Origin of the sequence: Chromohalobacter sp. HP20-39, assembly GCF_033052815.1 — a bacterium.
In the GTDB taxonomy this organism is placed as follows: Bacteria; Pseudomonadota; Gammaproteobacteria; order Pseudomonadales; family Halomonadaceae; genus Chromohalobacter.
Map to the genome: position 1 here is coordinate 708,168 of NZ_JAWHTP010000001.1, position 20,197 is coordinate 728,364.

Annotated in this window: 15 protein-coding genes; 8 read left to right on the forward strand and 7 right to left on the reverse strand. The window is 62.0% G+C overall.

The genetic code is table 11. The features are described 5' to 3' along the window. Nucleotides 1–78: 78 nt before the first annotated feature. The 3 genes from RVY79_RS03335 to prfB all read right to left on the reverse strand — a co-directional run bounded on the left by RVY79_RS03335 (nt 79) and on the right by prfB (nt 3,413). Nucleotides 79–465, reverse strand: a complete 387-nt coding sequence (locus RVY79_RS03335; protein ID WP_317462597.1) for a hypothetical protein — start codon at nt 463–465, stop codon at nt 79–81. A gap of 260 nt (nt 466–725) precedes the next feature. Continuing rightward, nucleotides 726–2,228, reverse strand: coding sequence for a lysine--tRNA ligase (lysS, locus tag RVY79_RS03340; RefSeq protein WP_317462598.1), 1,503 nt, complete (start codon nt 2,226–2,228; stop codon nt 726–728). 86 nt (nt 2,229–2,314) lie between these two features. Further along, nucleotides 2,315–3,413, reverse strand: a protein-coding gene (prfB, locus tag RVY79_RS03345; RefSeq protein WP_317462599.1) for a peptide chain release factor 2 whose coding sequence is annotated in 2 segments (ribosomal slippage) — nt 2,315–3,337 and nt 3,339–3,413 — 1,098 coding nt in all. Because the reading frame shifts where the segments join, the coding sequence is not laid out codon by codon here. 264 nt (nt 3,414–3,677) lie between these two features. Here prfB and RVY79_RS03350 point away from each other — a divergent pair. From RVY79_RS03350 to thpD, 5 genes are all read left to right on the forward strand, one after another. Further along, nucleotides 3,678–5,279: a peptide ABC transporter substrate-binding protein gene (locus RVY79_RS03350; protein ID WP_317462600.1), complete on the forward strand. Its 1,602-nt coding sequence runs from the start codon at nt 3,678–3,680 to the stop codon at nt 5,277–5,279. Nucleotides 5,280–5,465: 186 nt separating this feature from the next. Next, on the forward strand, nt 5,466–6,392 hold the full coding sequence (gene oppB, locus RVY79_RS03355) for an oligopeptide ABC transporter permease OppB (protein ID WP_317462601.1): 927 nt from the start codon (nt 5,466–5,468) through the stop codon (nt 6,390–6,392). 56 nt (nt 6,393–6,448) lie between these two features. Then, a complete protein-coding gene (locus RVY79_RS03360; RefSeq protein ID WP_317462658.1) occupies nt 6,449–7,342 on the forward strand; it encodes an ABC transporter permease subunit in 894 nt (297 codons plus the stop codon). 9 nt (nt 7,343–7,351) lie between these two features. Beyond that, complete coding sequence (locus tag RVY79_RS03365) at nt 7,352–8,947, forward strand: ABC transporter ATP-binding protein (protein WP_317462602.1); 1,596 nt, start codon at nt 7,352–7,354, stop codon at nt 8,945–8,947. A 244-nt stretch (nt 8,948–9,191) separates the two neighbouring features. Next, complete coding sequence (gene thpD, locus RVY79_RS03370; RefSeq protein ID WP_317462603.1) at nt 9,192–10,097, forward strand: ectoine hydroxylase; 906 nt, start codon at nt 9,192–9,194, stop codon at nt 10,095–10,097. A gap of 133 nt (nt 10,098–10,230) precedes the next feature. Here thpD and RVY79_RS03375 read toward each other — a convergent pair whose 3' ends face one another. Next, nucleotides 10,231–11,559, reverse strand: coding sequence for an OmpP1/FadL family transporter (locus RVY79_RS03375; RefSeq protein WP_317462604.1), 1,329 nt, complete (start codon nt 11,557–11,559; stop codon nt 10,231–10,233). A gap of 315 nt (nt 11,560–11,874) precedes the next feature. On the opposite strand from RVY79_RS03375, the gene RVY79_RS03380 reads away from it, so the two are divergent. The 3 genes from RVY79_RS03380 to RVY79_RS03390 all read left to right on the forward strand — a co-directional run bounded on the left by RVY79_RS03380 (nt 11,875) and on the right by RVY79_RS03390 (nt 15,429). Continuing rightward, a complete protein-coding gene (locus RVY79_RS03380; protein ID WP_317462605.1) occupies nt 11,875–12,312 on the forward strand; it encodes a MerR family transcriptional regulator in 438 nt (145 codons plus the stop codon). A 23-nt stretch (nt 12,313–12,335) separates the two neighbouring features. Next, the gene (locus tag RVY79_RS03385) at nt 12,336–14,876 is read left to right on the forward strand and encodes a heavy metal translocating P-type ATPase (RefSeq protein ID WP_317462606.1); all 2,541 of its coding nucleotides are present in this window, start codon (nt 12,336–12,338) and stop codon (nt 14,874–14,876) included. Between the two features lie 133 nt (nt 14,877–15,009). After that, on the forward strand, nt 15,010–15,429 hold the full coding sequence (locus tag RVY79_RS03390; protein ID WP_317462607.1) for a VOC family protein: 420 nt from the start codon (nt 15,010–15,012) through the stop codon (nt 15,427–15,429). Nucleotides 15,430–15,468: 39 nt separating this feature from the next. Here the strand turns inward: RVY79_RS03390 and RVY79_RS03395 are convergent, their stop codons facing one another. From RVY79_RS03395 to RVY79_RS03405, 3 genes are all read right to left on the reverse strand, one after another. After that, nucleotides 15,469–17,268 (reverse strand): single-stranded-DNA-specific exonuclease RecJ, encoded by a 1,800-nt coding sequence (locus RVY79_RS03395; RefSeq protein ID WP_317462608.1) that lies wholly within the window; start codon nt 17,266–17,268, stop codon nt 15,469–15,471. A gap of 68 nt (nt 17,269–17,336) precedes the next feature. Continuing rightward, nucleotides 17,337–18,725: a threonine synthase gene (gene thrC / locus RVY79_RS03400; protein ID WP_317462609.1), complete on the reverse strand. Its 1,389-nt coding sequence runs from the start codon at nt 18,723–18,725 to the stop codon at nt 17,337–17,339. A 141-nt stretch (nt 18,726–18,866) separates the two neighbouring features. Next, nucleotides 18,867–20,183: a homoserine dehydrogenase gene (locus RVY79_RS03405; protein ID WP_317462610.1), complete on the reverse strand. Its 1,317-nt coding sequence runs from the start codon at nt 20,181–20,183 to the stop codon at nt 18,867–18,869. Nucleotides 20,184–20,197 lie beyond the last annotated feature (14 nt).

The following is a 20,197-nucleotide window of genomic DNA, read 5'->3' on the forward strand; positions in this document are numbered from 1 at the left end:
GCGACGTGCTTCGCGCGGCGACGCGCCGGCGGCTCAAGCGCCCTGCGTACCGACCTTCGATACCACTCACCGAATGGATCAATCCTCGTCGGTTTCGAGCAGCAATTCGTCGTCGATCTCGTAAATCTCGAGCGGCACTTCATCATCGAGATCCAGCGCCAGATAGCTGTGCTCGACGATAAGGAATTGCTCGAAAAGCGCCCAGCCGAGCGGCTCCGGCCACTGACGTGCGTCTTCTTCCCAAGCGCTCAGCTCGTTCTCGAGCAGATCGAGATGACGCTCGCGGACGTAGGCGGCCAGTGCCTCGGGCGTGTCCATTTCGGGAATGAGATAGACGGTGCTTTCCCGCTCGACATCGTCGAGGGTCAGATCGTCTTCACCGACGGTGGGCTCCAGCGAGTTGATCCAGTCAACAAACGCCTGGGTCGGCTTGACGCTCAGCGCGGAACGATTGAGCAGCTTCATCGGTGTTACCTCTTTTTGGGAACCGCCCGGAGTCGGCGGAATTCGAACCGCAGCCATTATGGGCGCTCGATGCGCCCCTTACCAACAACTCTTCCCAGCGTCGCCGCGGGCCGGGAGCGATAAGTCGTAAGCTTTAAGCTGTAAGAAAAAGCCAGGGTCAACACCGATGACTTTGAGCGACGAGACGATGGCATCCTGTTTTTTGTAGCTCGTCGCGATAGATTTCGCTTCTAACTTACAGCTCTGGGCGCAGCTCAGCCTTATTCTGGCCGCATCGCCGGAAACAGCAGCACATCTCGAATCGACGGGCTATCGGTGAGCAGCATCACCAGGCGGTCGATACCGATGCCCTCGCCCGCCGTCGGCGGTAGGCCATACTCCAGTGCGCGAACGTAATCGGCATCATAGTACATCGCCTCCAGATCGCCGGCGTCCTTCTCAGCCGCCTGCTCGGCGAAGCGCTCGGCCTGATCCTCGGCATCGTTGAGCTCGGAGAAACCATTGGCGATCTCGCGGCCGCCGACGAAGAACTCGAAACGGTCGGTGACATGAGGATTGGTATCGTTACGCCGCGCCAGCGGACTGACCTCGGCCGGATATTCGGTGATGAACGTCGGCTGTTCGAGCTTTTCCTCGGCGACGTGCTCGAATATTTCAGTCTGCAGCTTACCCAGCCCCCAGTTCGGCTTGACCGGAATCCTCAAGCGCTCGCAGGTCGCCTGAGCCCCCTCGAAGGTATCGATGTCACTTTCGCCGATACCGTCGCCGTATTCCAGGATCGACTGACGCAGAGTGAGGCGCTGGAAGGATTCGCCAAGGTCGTAGCGTGCCCCCTGATAGTCGATCGTCGTCGTGCCCAGCACATCGCTGGCAACCTCACGGATCATCGCTTCGGTCAGGTCGAGCAGGTCACGGTAATCGGCATAGGCCCAGTAGAACTCGAGCATGGTGAACTCGGGGTTGTGACGCGTCGACAGTCCCTCGTTACGGAAATTGCGATTGATCTCGAACACCCGCTCGAAGCCACCGACCACTAGCCGCTTGAGATATAGCTCCGGCGCGACGCGCAGGTACATGTCGATATCCAGCGCATTGTGATGCGTGACGAATGGCCGCGCCGTGGCACCACCGGGAATCTGCTGCAGCATCGGCGTTTCGACTTCCATGAAGCCGCGCTCGACCAAGAAGCGCCGAATGCCGGCGATCACTCGTGAACGCACTTCGAAGACGCGCCGCGACTCCGGGTTCATGATCAAATCGACGTAGCGCTGGCGATAGCGCGCCTCGGTGTCGGTCAGGCCATGGAACTTGTCGGGCAGGGGCCGCAGGCTCTTGGTCAGCAAGCGCGCCTCACCCATCATCACGTACAGATCGCCCTTGCCGGATTTATGCACCGGCCCGCGCGCCGCGACGATATCGCCGATGTCCCAGCTCTTGACGTCTTCCAGCACCTCGGCGGGCAGACCTTTCTTGTCGACATACAGTTGAATCTGGTCGGAAACGTCCTGAATGACGATGAAGGGCCCACGCTGGCGCATGATGCGCCCGGCGACCGAGGCCTGACGGTCGAGCGTTTCCAACTCGGCCTTGTCCTTGTCGCCCAGCTCAGCCTGCAATTCGGCAGCGAGACTATCGCGACGAAAATCATTAGGGAAGGCGCTGCCGCCCTCTTCTGCGGCTTGGGCACGGCGTGCCGCCAACTTGGCACGGCGTTCCGCAATCAGATGATTCTCGTCGTGTTGAGAGGAGTCTTGGTTGGCCATGTCGTTACCTATGAAGAATTGGCTACGGGGTGCGAACGACGGGCCACGGGCGCCATCGCTCGCCACCCGTGGCTAGAAGCGCGAGGCTATAGCCCTTGTTTCAGGCTCGCCTCGATGAACTGGTCCAGATCGCCGTCGAGCACTTTCTCGCAGTTGCTGGACTGCACGCCGGTGCGCAAGTCCTTGATGCGCTGGTCGTCGAGCACGTAGGAACGGATCTGACTGCCCCAGCCGATATCCGACTTGTTGTCCTCGGCTTCCTGCTTGGCGGCGTTGCGCTTATCCATTTCCAGCTCCCACAACTTCGCCCTGAGCTGCTTCATGGCGAAGTCGCGGTTGGCATGCTGACTGCGCTGGCCCTGGCATGCCACCACGATCCCGGTGGGTTCGTGGGTGATACGCACCGCCGAGTCGGTGGTGTTGACGTGCTGGCCGCCCGCACCACTGGAACGATATGTGTCGACACGAAGATCGGAGGGATTGACCTCGATTTCGAAGTTGTCGTCGATTTCCGGCGATAGAAACACCGAGGCGAACGAGGTATGCCGGCGCCCACCGGAGTCGAACGGGCTCTTGCGTACCAGGCGATGCACGCCGGTCTCGGTGCGCAGCCAGCCGAAGGCGTAATCGCCTTGAATATGCAAAGTCGCCGACTTGATGCCCGCCACATCGCCACTGGACAACTCGATGATATCGGTCTTGAAGCCGTGGTGTTCGCACCAACGCAAATACATGCGCAGCAATATGTTGGCCCAGTCCTGCGCCTCGGTGCCACCGGACCCGGCCTGGATATCGAGATAGGCGTTGTTGGCGTCCATCTCACCGGAAAACATACGCCGGAACTCGAGCTTGGTGAGCTGTGTCTCGAGCTTTTCGAGTTCGCTTCTCACTTCGTCAACGGTGGCGTCATCCTCCTCCATCACCGCCAGCTCGAGCAGTTCCTGATGATCCGTCAGGCCACGCTCCAGCACGTCGAAGGTCTCAACGACGGCTTCCAGAGTGGCGCGCTCCTTGCCCAGCTTCTGCGCGTAGTCCGGATCGCTCCACACATCCGGGTTTTCCAGCTCGCGGGTGACTTCCTCTAGCCGTTCTTTCTTTGCGGCATAGTCAAAGATACCCCCTCAGGACGTCTGTCCGTTCGGACAGGTCCTTGATGAGGTGGTTGATCGGGTTGATCTCTTGCATGGGAATCCTTTGCAGGTGCGCTGATTCGCACCGCAGCGGCGTGCTTGCCGGCACACGGTGAAGAAAAGAGACACATTGTAGCCAATGCACCCGCGAGCGGCTATCCCATGCCGCGCTAGGCGGCATTCGTGAGCGCTCTATTGAATTTATGAAAAAGCATATACGAAATTTGCAATGGACACGTTTCACCCAACAGGGAGAAGGTAATCCAACAGTTGTGGTGCCTTTCAGGCATCCGACACAACAACAAGCGGGACCAACAACATGCTTCGACAATCGCATACCTTACTCGGCGCCATGGCGCTGTCTTCTCTGTCATTGACATCCCTGGCCCTGGCGACACCAGCCCAGGCAGAGACCCTCAACATCGGCGTCATGGGCGAGCTCGCCTCCTTCGACACCTCACAGGTCTCCGGCGGAGTGTGGGAGTCGCAGATCCTCATGGACGTCTACGAGGGGCTGCTCAAGGAGAATCCCAAGGGCGAGGTCATGCCCGGCATGGCCACCGACTGGGAAATTTCCGAGGACGGCAAGACCTATACCTTCCACCTGCGCGAGGGCGCCACCTGGTCGGACGGCGAACCGGTCACCGCCGAAGACTTCGTGTTCGGCTGGCAACATCTCCTCGATCCGGCCAGCGCCTCGAAATACGCCTATCTGCTCTACCCGATCAAGAACGCCGAAGCGGTCAACGCCGGCGACAAACCGCTCGACGCACTGGGTGCCGAATCGCTGGACGGCGGCAAGACCCTCAAGGTCACCCTCGAGTCGCCGACACCCTATTTCCTGCAATTGCTGACCCATTACACTGCCTACCCGGTGCCCAAGCATGCCGTCGAGACGTATGGCGACGACTGGATCAAGATGGACAACATCGTCACCAACGGCGCCTTCAAGCCGGTCGAGTGGATTTCGCAATCGCGTATCAGCGTCGAGAAGAATCCCGAGTATTACGACGCCGACGAGGTCTCGCTGGACGGCGTCAACTACTTCAATACCGAGGACCGCAACGCCGCCATCTCGCGCTTTCGCGCTGGTGGGCTGGATATCATCCGCGATTATCCCTCGAGCCGTTATCAGTGGCTCAAGAAGAACCTGCCACAGGCCACCCATCTCAGTCCGATGCTGGGCTCCTACTACTACGTGCTCAACGCCCGCGACGGCCGGCCGACCGCCGACAAACGCGTGCGTGAAGCGCTCAATCTGGTGGTGCGCCGCAAGGTGCTTTCCGAGCAGATCATGGCCGGCAGCTTCAAGGAGGCCTACTCCCTGGTCCCGCCGGGCACCAACCACTATGACGTCCAGCATATGGATAGCGTCGAAGGCGATTATGCCGAACGTCTGGCCAAGGCCAAGCAACTGATCGAGAAAGCCGGTTACGGCCCCGATCATCCACTGCACCTGCAATTGCGCTATAACACGTCCGACGAGCACAAGAAGATCGCCATCGCCTTGGCGGCGATGTGGAAACCACTCGGTGTCGAGATCGAGATGACCAATGCCGAAGCCACCGTTCACTATCAGACCATTCAGGCTGGCGACTTCGACGTCGCTCGCGCCGGCTGGATCGCCGATTACAACGACGCTGAGAACTTCCTGACCCTGCTGCGCAGCGGTGTCGGCAACAACTATGGCGCCTACTCCAATCCCAAGTACGACAAGCTGCTCGACCAGGCCGCCAAGACACTGGATCTCGACAAGCGTGAGGCGCTCCTCGAGAAGGCCGAGAACGTCGCCCTCGACGACTACGCCTTGGTGCCATTGCTCTACTACGTGACGCGCAACCTGGTCGATCCCGAGATCAGCGGTTGGCAGGACAACGCCGAGGATGACCATCCTTCACGTTGGGTGAAGTTCTCTGAGTGAGGGCACCTTTTCACAACCTCTAAGTGAAAGGTGGACGCCGATAGCGAGCCGACGCGAGGGTCATTCGTCATGGACGACGAATGTAGCGCCCAAGGATGGGTTCACAGCGCCCTCGCGCAGGCTTGCTAGCGGACCAGTCCATACCGGTGATGCCGCCCCGTCTGCAGACAATGTACGGAATGCCCCATGCTGACCTATACGCTGAAACGCCTGCTCATGGCGATTCCCACTCTGCTGATCGTGATCACGATCTCGTTTTTCCTGATGCGCGTCGCGCCGGGTGGACCATTCGACGGCGAACGCCAATTGCCGCCGGAAATCGAGGCCAACCTCAAGGCGGCGTATCACCTCGATGAGCCGTTGCCGATGCAGTACCTGCGCTACATGGGCAACCTGCTGCAGGGCGACTTCGGGCCGTCATTCAAGTACAAGGACTTCTCGGTCACCGAGCTGATCGCCCAAGGCTTCCCGGTGAGTCTCGAGATCGGCGGCCTGGCAATGCTTCTCGCGCTGTTGACCGGACTCCCGCTGGGGATCATCGCGGCCTTGCGACGCAACACAATGATCGATTACACGGTCATGGGTACGGCGCTGGCCGGCATCGCAGTGCCCAACTTCGTCATCGCGCCGATCCTGGCGCTGGTATTCGGCGTGCTGCTCGCCTGGCTCCCGGCCGGCGGCTGGAACGGCGGTGCGTGGCCCAACCTGATGCTGCCGGTGATCGCGTTGTCGATCCAGCAGATCGCCTATATAGCACGCATGATGCGCGCCAGCATGATCGAAGTGCTGGGTAGCCATTACATTCGCACGGCGCGCGCCAAGGGGCTTTCCGAGCGTCAGGTCATCTGGCGCCACGCCATTCGTCCGGCGCTGCTCCCCGTGACGTCCTACCTGGGGCCGGCAATCGCCGGGATCATCACCGGCTCGGTGGTGATCGAGCAGATTTTCGGCATTCCCGGCATCGGACGTTACTTCGTTCAGGCCGCGCTCAACCGCGACTACACCCTGGTGATGGGCACGGTGGTGTTCTACGGCGCACTGATCGTACTGATGAACCTGCTCGTCGACCTGATCTACTCCGCGCTCGACCCGCAAATCCGCTATGACGACTGACCGGCCAGGGATCCAGCACCATGACCATTGATACCACACCCTATAGCGGCCACAACATGCCGCCCGGCGGCCCCAATCCGCCCGCCGAGCCCGATCCCGTGGCGGGCAAAAGCCTCGGGCAAGATGCCTGGCGGCGGCTCAAGCAGAACAAGGCGGCGATGGTCAGTCTCATGCTGCTGATCGCGATCGCCGCAGCCTGCCTGATCGGTCCCTATCTGCTGCCCTGGGGACTCGCCGAAGTCGACTGGAACGCCTTCAGTGTCGCCCCCACCCTGGAGAACGGCCACTTCCTGGGCACCGACGCCAACGGTCGCGACCTGCTTACCCGCACCCTCTACGGCGGTCGCGTGTCGCTGTCGGTGGCGCTGGTGGCGAGCTTCGTCAGCCTGGTGATCGGGGTGCTCTACGGGGCCATTTCCGGCTACGTCGGCGGACGCCTGGACAGCCTCATGATGCGCTTCGTCGACATCATGTACTCGCTGCCGTTCATGTTCCTGGTAATCCTTTTGATGGTGGTGTTCGGGCGCAATATCTTCCTGATCTACGCCGCCATCGGCGCGGTCGAGTGGCTCGACATGGCGCGCATCGTGCGCGGCCAGACGCTGGCGCTCAAGCAGCGCGAGTTCATCGAGGCCGCCCATGCGCTGGGCGTGCGCGATCGCAAGATCGTCACCCGCCACCTGATTCCCAACGCCATCGGCCCGGTGATCGTCTACGTCACACTCACCGTGCCCAAGGTCATCCTGCTCGAGAGCTTCCTGTCGTTCCTCGGCCTCGGTGTGCAGGAGCCGCTGACCAGCTGGGGCGTGCTGATTTCCGAAGGTACCGACATGATGCAGAGCACACCGTGGTTGCTGCTGGTGCCGTCGGTATTCCTGGCGCTGACGCTATTCTGTCTCAACTTCCTGGGCGACGGACTGCGCGATGCCCTGGATCCCAAGACCCGTTAGGGAAACACCATGTCCGACACGTTACTCGAAATCGACAACCTGACGGTCGACTTCCAACTGCCCACCGGCACGGTCTCGGCGGTCAAGGGCGTGAGTTTTTCCATCCAGCCCGGCGAGACGCTGGCGCTGGTCGGCGAATCGGGCTCCGGCAAGTCGGTGTCATCGACCGCCGCCATGCGCCTGCTACCCGATCTGGCGAAGACCCGCGGCGCCATCCGCTTCAAGGGCGAGGACCTGTTGAGCGTCACGCCCAAGCGCATGCGCCGTATCCGTGGCAACGCCATCTCGATGATCTTCCAGGAGCCGATGACCTCGCTCAATCCCTTGCAGCGCATCGGCCGACAGATCGCCGAGGTGCTGGAAAAGCACCTCGGCCTCAATAGACGTCAAGCGCGCCCCAAGGTCATCGAACTGCTCGAGCAGGTAGGCATTCCCGACCCTTCGCGGCGCATCGACAGCTATCCCTACGAGCTCTCCGGCGGCCAGCGCCAGCGGGTCATGATCGCCATGGCGCTGGCCTGCGAACCCGAGCTGTTGATCGCCGACGAGCCAACCACCGCGCTCGACGTCACCGTTCAGGCGCAGATCCTCGCGCTGCTCAAGGACCTGCAGGCGCGCTACGGCATGGCGATCCTGTTCATCACCCACGATCTGGGGATAGTGCGCCACTTCGCCGACCGGGTATGCGTGATGCGCCACGGCGAACTCGTCGAATCCGGCACCACCGCCACGGTATTCGCCAATCCACAGCACGACTACACACGCATGCTGATCGATGCCGACCCGCGTGGTCGCAAGACGCCGGTCGACGAGACCATGCCGATGCTGCTCGAGGCGAAAGACGTGCGTGTGCGTTTCGCGCTCAAGAAGCGCTTGTTCCGCAATAGCGAATACTTCGAGGCGGTGCGCGGCATCGACCTGACCATCCGCCGCGGCCAGACCGTGGGCATCGTCGGCGAGTCCGGCTCGGGCAAGTCGACGCTGGGCCGGGCGTTGCTGCGACTGCTCAAGAGCCGCGGCGAGATCCGCTTCGACGGCAGCGATATCGCCAACCTCGATACCGCCAGCATGCGACCGCTGCGCTCGCGCATGCAGGTAGTCTTCCAGGATCCCTTCGGCTCGCTGTCGCCGCGCATGACCGTCGGCGAAGTGATCAGCGAGGGGCTGCGCGTGCATCACCCGGAACTTAACCGCCGCCAACGCGAGACACGAGTGATCGAGGCACTCAAGGAAGTGGCGCTGGACCCGGCGATGCGCAACCGCTACCCGCACGAATTTTCCGGCGGCCAGCGCCAGCGTATCGCCATCGCCCGGGCGCTGGTGCTCAAGCCGGAATTCCTGCTGCTCGACGAGCCCACCTCGGCGCTCGATCGTTCCGTGCAGGTGACGGTGATCGACCTGCTGCGCGACCTGCAACGCAAGCACGACCTGACCTACCTGTTCATCAGCCACGACCTTTCGGTGGTGCGCGCGCTGGCCGACACCGTGCTGGTGATGAAGGAGGGCCAGGTCGTCGAACAAGGCACTACCGAGGAGATCTTCGCCAACCCGCGCGAGCGCTACACCCAGGAACTGATGAGGGCCGCCTTCGTCGACGCCGCCTGATTCCGGCGTTTCGTCCCTTTACACCTCGCAATGGGCGCCTTGGACTTACTTACTGCAGGGAGACGAATCGAACGCGCCTTAACATAGGCTAAATACACACGAAGAATTGAGGCGTAGCTTCGGTGAGGTGGTCAGGAAGACTACCGATAGGCGACGAAGTGTTGTCGATGCTGTCCTACCCGGCTACTTTTATGTGTGGACAGTAGCGATATCATTTCAAAGCAGACTAATGGAGGAGTTTGCAATGAAAGAGACTCAAGATCTATTCCCGACGCGCCTGGAACGCAAGCTGGGGATGTTCGAGCGCATCGACCCGGTGGTGCATAGCGAGGGCAAGCAACGCAAGGGGCCGCTCAGCGAAGCCGAGCTCGACGAGTTCGAACGCAAGGGCTTTCTTTCCTTCGAAGGATTCTTCGATGAAGACGAGATGGCCGCGTTCCTGGATGAGTTGGCCGACTACGAGAACGACGATGACCTCAAGCTCTCGGAAGGCACCATCCTCGAGCCCAGCAAACAGGAAATTCGTTCGATCTTCGGTATCCACGAGGTATCCGAGCGCTTCAGCCGCCTGACGCGCGACCCGCGCCTGTTGGCGATGGTACAGCAGATCCTCGGTGGCGATGCTTATATCCATCAGTCGCGGATCAACTACAAGCCCGGCTTCAAAGGCAAAGGTTTCGACTGGCATTCCGATTTCGAGACCTGGCACAGCGAAGATGGCATGCCCCGCATGCGCTCAGTGAGCTGTTCGATCATTCTCACCGAAAACGGTGAATTCAACGGCCCTCTGATGCTGGTGCCCGGCTCGCACAATTACTTCGTTCCTTGCGTGGGCCGCACGCCGGAGAACAACTATAAAGAGTCGCTAAAGAGTCAAGAAATCGGCGTGCCGGACGATGCCAGTCTGCGCGAACTGATGCTCAAGGGCGATATCGAGGCACCCAAGGGGCCTGTTGGCTCGTTGGTGATGTTCGAGTGCAATACCCTACATGGCTCGAACATCAACATGTCGTGCTGGCCGCGCAGCAACCTATTCTTCGTCTACAACAGTGTCGAGAACACGCTGCACGACCCGTACTGCGGCAACCGTCCGCGACCCGAGTTTCTGGCCAACCGCAAGGACTGGAGCCCCCTGAAGCCTCTCAAGTGAGGGGTTCAAAGAAGGCCGAGTGCCACCTTCGTCACTGACATTGCTTGGGCTGGCCTTCACCCCGGAACGACGAATCCCGGCAAATGCCGGGATTCGTCGTTATATAACGCATTTGAGCGCTTTCATTCTCGACTCAGAAGCGATAATCCATCGACAGCGCGAAGACATCGGCCTCGACTTCATAGGTGCCGGAAAGGTTGCCACGGCTGGCATTCTCGTTGGTCGGCGTTGCGTTCTGGTCCATATCGCCATCGTCACCGAATACGTGCATATAGCCCACTGTCACGCCAAGATCCGGCGTCGGCATCCAGGTCGCCCCGAGCGTCGCCCAACGACGATCGGTATCCGGTACACGCGGTGTACGGTGCTCGCTGTCCGGCACCGGCGATTCATCGACCCCCAGCCCCGTTCTCAGCATCCACTGCGAGTTGAGCCGATAGTTGGCCCCGACCGAGAAGGCCCAAGTATCGTCCCAGTTTTCGGTCGTGGTGCTCAGTTCGCTGCCACCAGACTCGACAGTGAGCTCCTTGAAACTGCTCCACTCGGTCCATTCTGCATTGGCCATCAAGGCGAGCCGATCGGTCAGTTGATGATAGATCCCCAGGTTGAGGTTGGCCGGCGTGGTGATATCCGCCTTGCCTCCGGCATCTTGTAGCTGACCCGATGCCTGCGCACCTGCCAGGACCTGCTGACCGACCGGTCCGTTGGCGCTGTAATCGACCTCGCCCTCCAGCGTCAACTCGACTTCCGAGCGGTAGCTAATCCCCAGGCGGGTCCGCTCGGTGGCTTGGAACAATGCCCCCAGCGTGTAGCCGTAGCCCCAGTCATCGCCGGTCACCTCGGCCATACCGTCATAAGCCCCCGCTGCACCGACCTGACTCCCCAGATCGATGGCATTGGACAGCGTGGCATCGGCATACTGGGCACGCAGCCCCACAGCCAGATCGAGGCGATCGGTGGCGCGGAAGTTCAACGTCGGCTGGATATCGATGGTCTTGAGCTCGGTTTCGACGGCGTGATAGCGGCCGATCCACTCCTTGTCATACTTCGTCGAGAGACCATACGGCGCGGAGATCGCAAACCCAAAATCAAAGCGTTCACTCAGGCGCGTCTTGAAGGCGAAGCTGGGCACCCAGGCCTCCTCGCCCCCCTCGTTGTCGCCACTTCCAGAATAGTTTGCCCCACTGACGGAACTCGCTGACGCATCGGTCAATTCGAAGCCAGCATCAATATAGGAAATACCGCCAGCCACCTGGGTGCCCTCGACATTACCGATGGCTGCCGGGTTATAGGTCATATAGCTGACATCCTCGGCACCGGCCGCCGCACCTGCCATGGCGTTACCCAGCGCCTTGGCACTCTGTTCACGAACCTGGAATCCTGAGGCTGCGGCCTGGCCGGACGCCATTACGGCGGAGGCCAGGGTCACGGCAAGCGTGAGCTTGTTGATGTTGTTATGCATGAAAAACGTCCTCTTCTGCGGAGACGTGGAGGCGAAAATTGTCTTAGGTTTTTTACCCTTGCCCGAATAATGGCGTGCCTCTTCGTTTTGGCCGATGGGCGTTTTCAAGTCAAGAGCAAACGTTCGTTTTAATCTCAGGAACGCTCATTCTTTAGTCTTATAAGCAGTCCCTCATCTGATCTCTGTCAGGACATGCGAGATACTTCTTCAAGCATTTCAGCTTTTTATCGTAGGGCAGTAAAAATAGGCTAGGATCGCCTTGACCTTTGTGTAACCCAAAGGTTCTAGACTTTTCTTATCATTCAGGAGGGTGCCATGAAAGTCAGCGATCTGGCCCGAGCCGCCGACGTCACCGGCGAAACGGTGCGCCATTACACACGCGAGGCGCTACTGCATCCGCAACGCGATCCCGACAACGGCTATCAACTCTACGATGCCGACGACCTCAATCGCCTGCGTTTCATCCAGCGCGCTCGCACGCTGGGGTTCAGTCTGCGTGAGGTGCGCGAGATTCTCGAGCACGCCGACCATGGCGACTCTCCGTGCCCCATGGTGCGCGACCTGCTGGCCGAACGCTTGCCGGAAATTCAATCGCGCATTCGTGAGTTGCAGGCCCTGGCGACACGCATGGAACGCGCCTTGGCCGCCTGGAGAGACATGCCGGATGGCACACCCGACGGCCATAGCTTGTGCCGGCTGATCGAGAGCCTGCCCATGGAAAGTGACGACGGTTTCTCACGCCAGGCGCCATGAGCGCCCCAAACGGAGAACGCAAGATGAGCACAACGGCTCCCCATTCTTTCACCGTCCCCGGCATGAGCTGCCAGGGGTGCGTCAAACGCATGCGCGAGGCGATCCAAGCCGAGGATGGTCAAGCCGAGGTCACCGGCGAGCCCGGGGAAAAGCGCCTCGATGTCGAATCCTCTCTGGACGCGGAGCGCCTGAGCGCGTTGCTCGAGCAAGCCGGCTACCCACCGGAAACGATGACCAGTGCCGTTGACGACAGTGCATCAGCGACGGCCTCGAGCGGTGATCGGCAAGACACGAAAACAACGCCCGGCGGGGCGCCGGTACGTCTGTCGTTGTCCGGCATGACCTGCGCCGGCTGCGTCAACACCATTACCCAGGCCTTGAACGCTACGCCCGGCGTGCGCTCGGCCAGCGTCAACTTCGGCTCGCATACCGCCGAGGTCTTCGGCAATGCGAGTCCCCAGCAACTGGTCGATGCCGTCGAAGCGGTCGGCTACGGTGCCGAGCCCATCGAGGATCTTGGCCAGGCCGCACGCACTCGTGAACACAACGAGGCGCACGAGTACCGCCAACGGCTCCGCGACACCGCGTTGGGGCTCATTCCCGGGGTGCTGCTGATGGGCAGTATGCTGTTTCATCATCCACAGTTGAGCGGTATGGAGCGCTGGGTCTGGCTGCTGATCGGTGTGGTCACACTAGGCATCATGGCCACGGCAGGCCGGCGCTTCTTCATCAATGCCTGGAAAACCTTCCGTCATCACCAGGCCAACATGGATACCCTGATCGCCGTCGGCACCGGCACCGCCTGGCTCTATTCGATGACGGTGGTACTGATCCCCGAGGCGATTCCAGTCGCCGCGCGCGGGCTCTATTTCGAAGCTTCGGTAATGATCATCGGCCTGATCAGCCTCGGCAATGCCATGGAACTGCGCGCCCGGGGACGCACGTCCCGGGCGCTCAATCGCCTGCTCGACCTGCAGGCACCCACCGCCCGAGTGATTCGCAACGGTAACGAACACGATGTACCGCTCGAGGAGGTTGCCGTCGATGACCGCATTCGCGTGCGTCCCGGCGAACGTCTTGCCGTGGATGGTCGCGTCGAGGAAGGCGACAGCCATATAGACGAATCAATGCTGACCGGCGAGCCCCAGCCCGTCGCCAAGCATCCCGGCGACGAGGTCAGCGCGGGCACGGTCAACGGCCGCGGCACGCTGGTCTATATCACCACCCGTATCGGCGCCGACAGTCGCCTGGGACGCATCGTCGAGCAAGTAGCCAGCGCCCAGAACTCGCGGCCCCCCATCGGCGCCCTGGCCGACCGAATTTCCGCCGTCTTCGTGCCTAGCGTGTTGATCATCGCCGTGATCACGGCACTGGTCTGGTTCAATGTCGGTCCCGCGCCGCAGTTGGTCCACATGCTGGTTACCGCCACCACCGTACTGATCATCGCCTGCCCATGCGCCCTGGGGCTGGCGACACCGATGTCGACCATGATCGGCGTCGGCAAGGCCGCCGAGCACGGCATCCTGGTGCGCGACGGCGATGCGCTGCAGACCGCCAGCAAGCTGACCACGCTGGTCGTCGACAAGACCGGCACCCTGACCGAGGGTCGTCCGCGCGTGACCGCTGCTCAGTGGGCCACCGAGGATACCCACACCGCATTGAGCTGGGTGGCGGCCCTCGAACGCGGCTCCGAGCATCCCCTCGCCGAGGCGCTCGGCGACTACGCCGAGCAGCAGGGTGTCACGCAGACCGCGCTTCCCGAGCTACGCGAGTTTCAGGCCCTCAGCGGGCGTGGCGTCACTGCCGTCACCGACACGGGCCAGTCGTTGCGACTCGGCAATGCCGCGTTGATGCGCGACGGCGATGTCGAACTGGGCCAGGCTCAGGCCTGGGGCGCCGAGCTCGAAGACAAGGCGCAGACACCGCTCTACCTGGCCGCCGACGGGCAGGTATTGGGCGTCTTCGGCATCAGCGACCCACTGCGTGAGGACAGCCGCGACGCTGTGGCACGCTTGCAGGCAGATGGCATCGAGGTGGTCATGCTGACCGGCGATAACGCGCATACCGCCCGAGCCGTGGCGAAGGCGCTGGGTATCGCGCGCGTCGAGGCCGAGCTATTGCCCGAAGACAAGCGCGAGATCGTCGCGCAGTTGCAACGCGACGGGCATCTCGTCGGCATGACCGGCGACGGCATCAACGACGCCCCGGCCCTGGCCCAAGCCAATGTGGGCTTCGCCATCGGCCAAGGCACCGACGTGGCGATCGAGTCGGCAGGCATCACGCTGATGCGCAACTCGCTTCACGGCGTGGCCGATGCCATCGAGATCAGCCGCGCCACGCTGCGCAACATCAAACAGAACCTGTGGGGCGCCTTCGGCTACAACGGCCTGGGGATCCCCATCGCCGCCGGGGTGTTCTATCCGCTGACGGGAATGCTGCTCTCACCCATCGTCGCCGCCGTAGCCATGTCGTTGTCCTCGGTCACCGTGGTCAGCAACGCCAACCGGTTGAGGCTATTCAAATCCACGGCACACAGTGCCAAAACGTCTGAGGAGGCCGCATGACACTTCTCATCAACCTGATCGGGCTGGCATTGATCGCCGGCATCGTCTGGTGGTTCTGGCTATCGCCACGTTGAGATCATTGCCATGTGATGGCTATGCTGGGGCCATCGCGTCGCGGTAAACGGGGAGTGATATGCCACGCATCCAAGGCGTTCTCGAAACCGCCCTCTACGTCACCGACATGGCCCGCGCCCGGGCCTTCTTCGAGAGCGTGATGACGCTGTCGGCCTTCACCGCCGATCATCGCTTCACCGCGTACGAGGCCGGGCCGGGCAGCGTGTTGCTGCTGTTTCAACAAGGCAGCACCCAGGAAACCGTTAACCTGCCGCACGGCATGGGCACCATACCGCCCCACGACGGCACCGGGCGCGTGCATCTGGCGCTGGCCATCACCCGCGACGCATTGCATGACTGGGAAGCCCAGCTCGCCGCACACGACATTCCCATCGAAGGCCGGACCCACTGGCCGAAAGGCGGTGAAAGCCTCTACTTCCGCGACCCGGACGGTCATCTGCTGGAACTGGCCACGCCCGGCGTCTGGCCGAATTACTAATCAAGCTGGAAGAGCGCCGCTGCGCGGCTTTTCCCTCTTTTATTCAACAGGTTCGGCGTGCTCGACCATCAACTGCAACGACTCACGCCCCCGCCAGCGATTGCGCGATAGCTTGTAGGCACAGCGCAGACGGTCGCCGAGCCCGAACGGCGGCAGCTCGCCGGGCGTCAGGGCGCGAAACCAGATCGCCTTGAGGCTCACCGCACCGCACGAGAGTTCGAGCATCAGATGGTTGCCCTCGGCCCCCACCGGGCGTAGCTGCTCGATGCGAAACTCGCCGTCGAAAAGCGGGGCGTCGAACTCGCGACCGTAGGGCGCCAGGCGCGCCAGCTCATCCACCGCCGCCAGCGACAGCTGCTCGGGCGTCAAGGCACCGTCGGTCAGCACGTAAGGAAAAAGTTCTCGGTCACCGAGTTGTTCCTCGACCGCCGTGAGAAAGGCATCGCGAAATTCCGCCAGACGCTCGCGGGGTACGCCAATGCCCGCCGCCCCCCGGTGGCCCCCGAAACGCGGCAACGTCTCGGGGGCCAGTTCATGCGCACGCTGCAATGCATCGCGCAGGTGCAGCCCTTCGATGGAACGTCCCGAGCCGGTCAGCATGCCCGGCGCAGCGGCCGGTGTAAGCACTAGCGTGGGACGCCCGAAGGACTGCACCAGCCGCGAGGCGACGATGCCCTGCACACCGGCATGCCCATCCTCGAGGAAGACCACGATAGCCGATGCCCCCTCGGCCAGCGCGTCGAGCGCCAATGCACGGGCGCTCTCGACCATATCCGCCTCGATCGCCTTGCGCGACTGATTGTCGGTATCCAGCACCTCGAGATGACGCCGCGCCGAGGCGTCGTCGGCGGCGAGCATGAAATGCAGCGCCGCATAGGGGTCGTCGAGACGCGAGCGCGCGTTGATCCGCGGCCCCATCTGAAAGGCCAGGGTTTCGGCATCGAAGGGCACGCTGTCGTCCCCCAGTCGCTCGGCCATGACCCGCCAGCAGGCGGCACCCATGCGGTTGATCAGCGTCAGTCCATGGCTGACCACCGCGCGGTTGGCAGGGCTCGCCCCCAGCGAGACGCAATCCGCCACGGTGCCCAACGCCACGTAGGACAGCCACGGCGACAATTTCGGGGTCGAGGGCGAGGCCACGCCCTGCTCGATGAGTACCGAGCGCGTCAGTGACATGGTCAGCCACGCCACCATGCAACCGGCGATAGTGGGATCCGGGTAATCGCAATCGCTGCGCGTCGGATTGACGGTGGCATAGGCAGACGCCGGCGGTCCCGCCGTGGGCAAGGCATGATGGTCGGTGACCACGACATCGAGCCCAGCCTCACGCAGACGCGCGATACGCGGCTCGTCGGAACTACCGCAGTCGGCCGTGATCACCAGACTGGGGCGTGGCGACAACGCCAGGGTGCGCTCCACCAGCGGCAAACTGATCCCATAGCCATCGAAGATACGATGGCCGATCAAGCTGTGCAGCTTATGCATCGGCACACCGAACAGCTCGTTCAGGGTCCGCAGAATAACGACGTGTGAGGTGATACCGTCGACGTCATAATCGGTCAAGATGCCGATATGCTCGCCCTCAGCCACCGCCAGGGCGACCCTTTCCGCGGCACGGCGTGCGTCCTGCAGACGCTCGGGATGCGCCAGATAACGCAGGCTGGGGTCGATCAGCGATGTGACATCGTCGGTGTAGTCATGCAGACGCCCGGCGAGTATCCGTGCCTGCAGTTCGCTAAGCCCGGCCGACTGTGCGCGGCGGTAGACGTTCTCATCGCGCGGGCGAGACAGGATACGGCGATTCAGCAGGCGTTGCGGATCATGCTCGGCGACTGACACGAATGACTCCTCGGGGACGGCGGGATGGCAAACCGAGGCGTCGCGGGGCACCACGACGCCCCAGGACATCAACGGCGCTGTTCGGCGACGAAGGCCTGCACGGCCTCGAGCTCGGCCGGCAGTACGGTGTAGCGTTCTTCACGCTCGAGCAAGTCGGCCATGTGAGCGGGCAGCGGCACGCCCTCGAAGCCCGCCTGGAGCACCGCATCGGCGAACTTGGCCGGATGCGCGGTCGCCAGGGTGATCATCGGTGTAGAGACATCCGCACGAACACGCTCGGCAGCGCGATACCCCGTCGCGGTATGCGGATCGAGCAACTCCTTGGTACGCCCATGCGCTTCGCGAATCACCTCGAGGATGGTGTCGTCATCCACGCTGTGGCTGACGAATTTCTCGCGTAGCCGTGCCAGTGGCGCCTCGGCGAGCACCGCCGGCTCGTGCTGGAAGCGCTCGAGCAGATCGCGCACGGCGTCGCCATCGCGCTCGTAAGCCTCGAACAGCAAGCGTTCGAAGTTCGACGACACCACGATATCCATCGACGGTGCCAGGGTCGCCTTGAGCGCCTGCTTGGAGAAGTCGTTGTCGGCCAAGGTGCGATGCAGGATATCGTTGGCATTGGTCGCTACGACGAACTGCTTGACCGGCAGTCCCATACGATAGGCCACGTAGCCGGCGAAGACATTGCCGAAGTTGGCCGAGGGCACGCAGAAGCTTACCTCGCGTTGCGGCGCGCCCAAGGCTACCGCAGAGGCCACGTAATAGACCACCTGCGCCATGATGCGCGCCCAGTTGATGGAGTTGACCGCCACCAGGCGCGTGCCATTCAGGAACGCTTGATCGGCGAAGCTTGCCTTGACCATCGCCTGGGCATCGTCGAAATCGCCCTCGATGGCGATGTTGAAGACGTTGTCAGCCAGCACCGAGGTCATCTGTCGACGCTGTACCTCGGATACACGGTTGTGCGGGTGCAGGATGAAGATGTCGAGGTTGTCGCAATGCCGACAGCCTTCGATCGCCGCCGACCCGGTATCCCCGGATGTCGCGCCCATGATCACCGCACGCTCGCCCCGCTTGGCCAGGAAGTGATCGAGGATGCGCCCCAGCAACTGCAAGGCAACATCCTTGAACGCCAGCGTCGGGCCGTGGAACAGCTCGAGCAGGAAGTGGTTGCTGGCGAGCTGGTTGAGCGGCACCACTGCCTCGTGACTAAAGGAGGCATAGGCATCCGTGACCAGGCCTCGGAAGGTCTCGTCGTCGATCTCGCCGCCGACGAAGGGCTTCATCACGCGAAACGCGATCTCGGCATAGGACAGCCCCGCCATCGCCTCGAGATCCTCCGTCGAGAGCGTGGGAATCGTCTCCGGCACGTAGAGACCGCCATCGCTGGCCATCCCGGTCAACACTACTTCTTCGAAACTCAGCGCCGGCGCCTGGCCGCGCGTACTGATATAGCGCATTGCTCGGTTTCCTCGCTAGAAGGAAGAGCGCGGCTTCGCCGCTGGAAGCTGGAAGAACGAAGAGACCCCATAGCGAGAACCTGAAAGGCCGCTTTTCTCTCTTACGTCTTACTTCTTGTCCCTTCCCTCTTCCGTCCTGGTTTATTCTTGCTCGTCGAGGGCTTCGACACGAATCCGGGTCACCGGACCGGCGATATCGGCCAGCGATTCGAGCTGACGAATCACTTCGTTCATGTGCTGCTCGCGAGTGCGATGCGTCATCAGGATGATGGGCACCAGCTCGCCTTCGGTGGCTTCCTTCTGGATGATCGCCTCGATGGAAATCCCCTGCTCGGAGAGGATCGTCGCCACCCGCGCCAGCACGCCCGGACGGTCCACCGCCAGCAGACGCAGGTAGTAGGCAGTGACGATATCCTCCATGGGCAGGATCGGCAGCGAGCCGTCAGCCTCGTCGATGCCGCTGAAGGCGAGATACGGCACACGATAATGATGCTCGGTGGTGATATCGCGCGCCACGTCGAGCAAGTCGGCGACCACTGCCGAGGCCGTGGGTTCGGCCCCTGCGCCGGCGCCATAATAAAGCGTCGGGCCCACGGCATCGCCCATCACGGCGATGGCGTTCTTCACGCCATGCACGCTGGCCAGCAGGCGCTCCTTGGGGATCAATGTCGGATGCACGCGAAGTTCGAGACCCTTTTCGGTGCGCTTGGAAATTCCCAGGTGCTTGATGATGTAGCCCAGTTGATCGGCCTGTTCGACATCATCGGCCGTGACCCGCGAGATGCCCTCCGTGTAGGCCTTATCGAACTGCAGCGGCACACCGAAGGCGATCGACGCCAGAATGGTCAGCTTGTGCGCGGCGTCGATGCCTTCGACATCGAAGGTCGGGTCGGCTTCGGCATATCCCAGTGCCTGCGCCTCGGCGAGCACGTCGTCGAAGGCACGGCCTTCGTCGCGCATGTGAGTCAGAATGTAGTTGCCGGTGCCGTTGATGATGCCGGCAAGCCATTGAATGCGGTTGGCCCCCAGGCCTTCACGCAGCGATTTGATCACCGGGATACCGCCGGCCACGGCCGCCTCGAAGGCCACGATCACGCCCTTCTCATGCGCGGCCTGGAAGATCTCGTTGCCGTGCACGGCGATCAGCGCCTTGTTGGCGGTGACCACATGCTTGCCGTTCTCGATGGCGGTCATCACCAGCTCACGGGCCACGTCATAGCCGCCGATCAGTTCGACCAGCACATCGATATCGGGATTGCGTGCCACCTCGAAGACATCACGGGTGACCTTGACCCCGGCGGTTTCGCATTGCGGGTTATCGCGACGCGTACCGACTTGCTCGACGATAATCGGCCGACTGGCGCGACGGGCGATATCGTCCGCATTGCGCGTCAACACATTGAAGGTACCGCCACCCACGGTCCCTAGCCCACAGATACCTACTCTCACCGGTTTCAACGTCACGCTCCTCT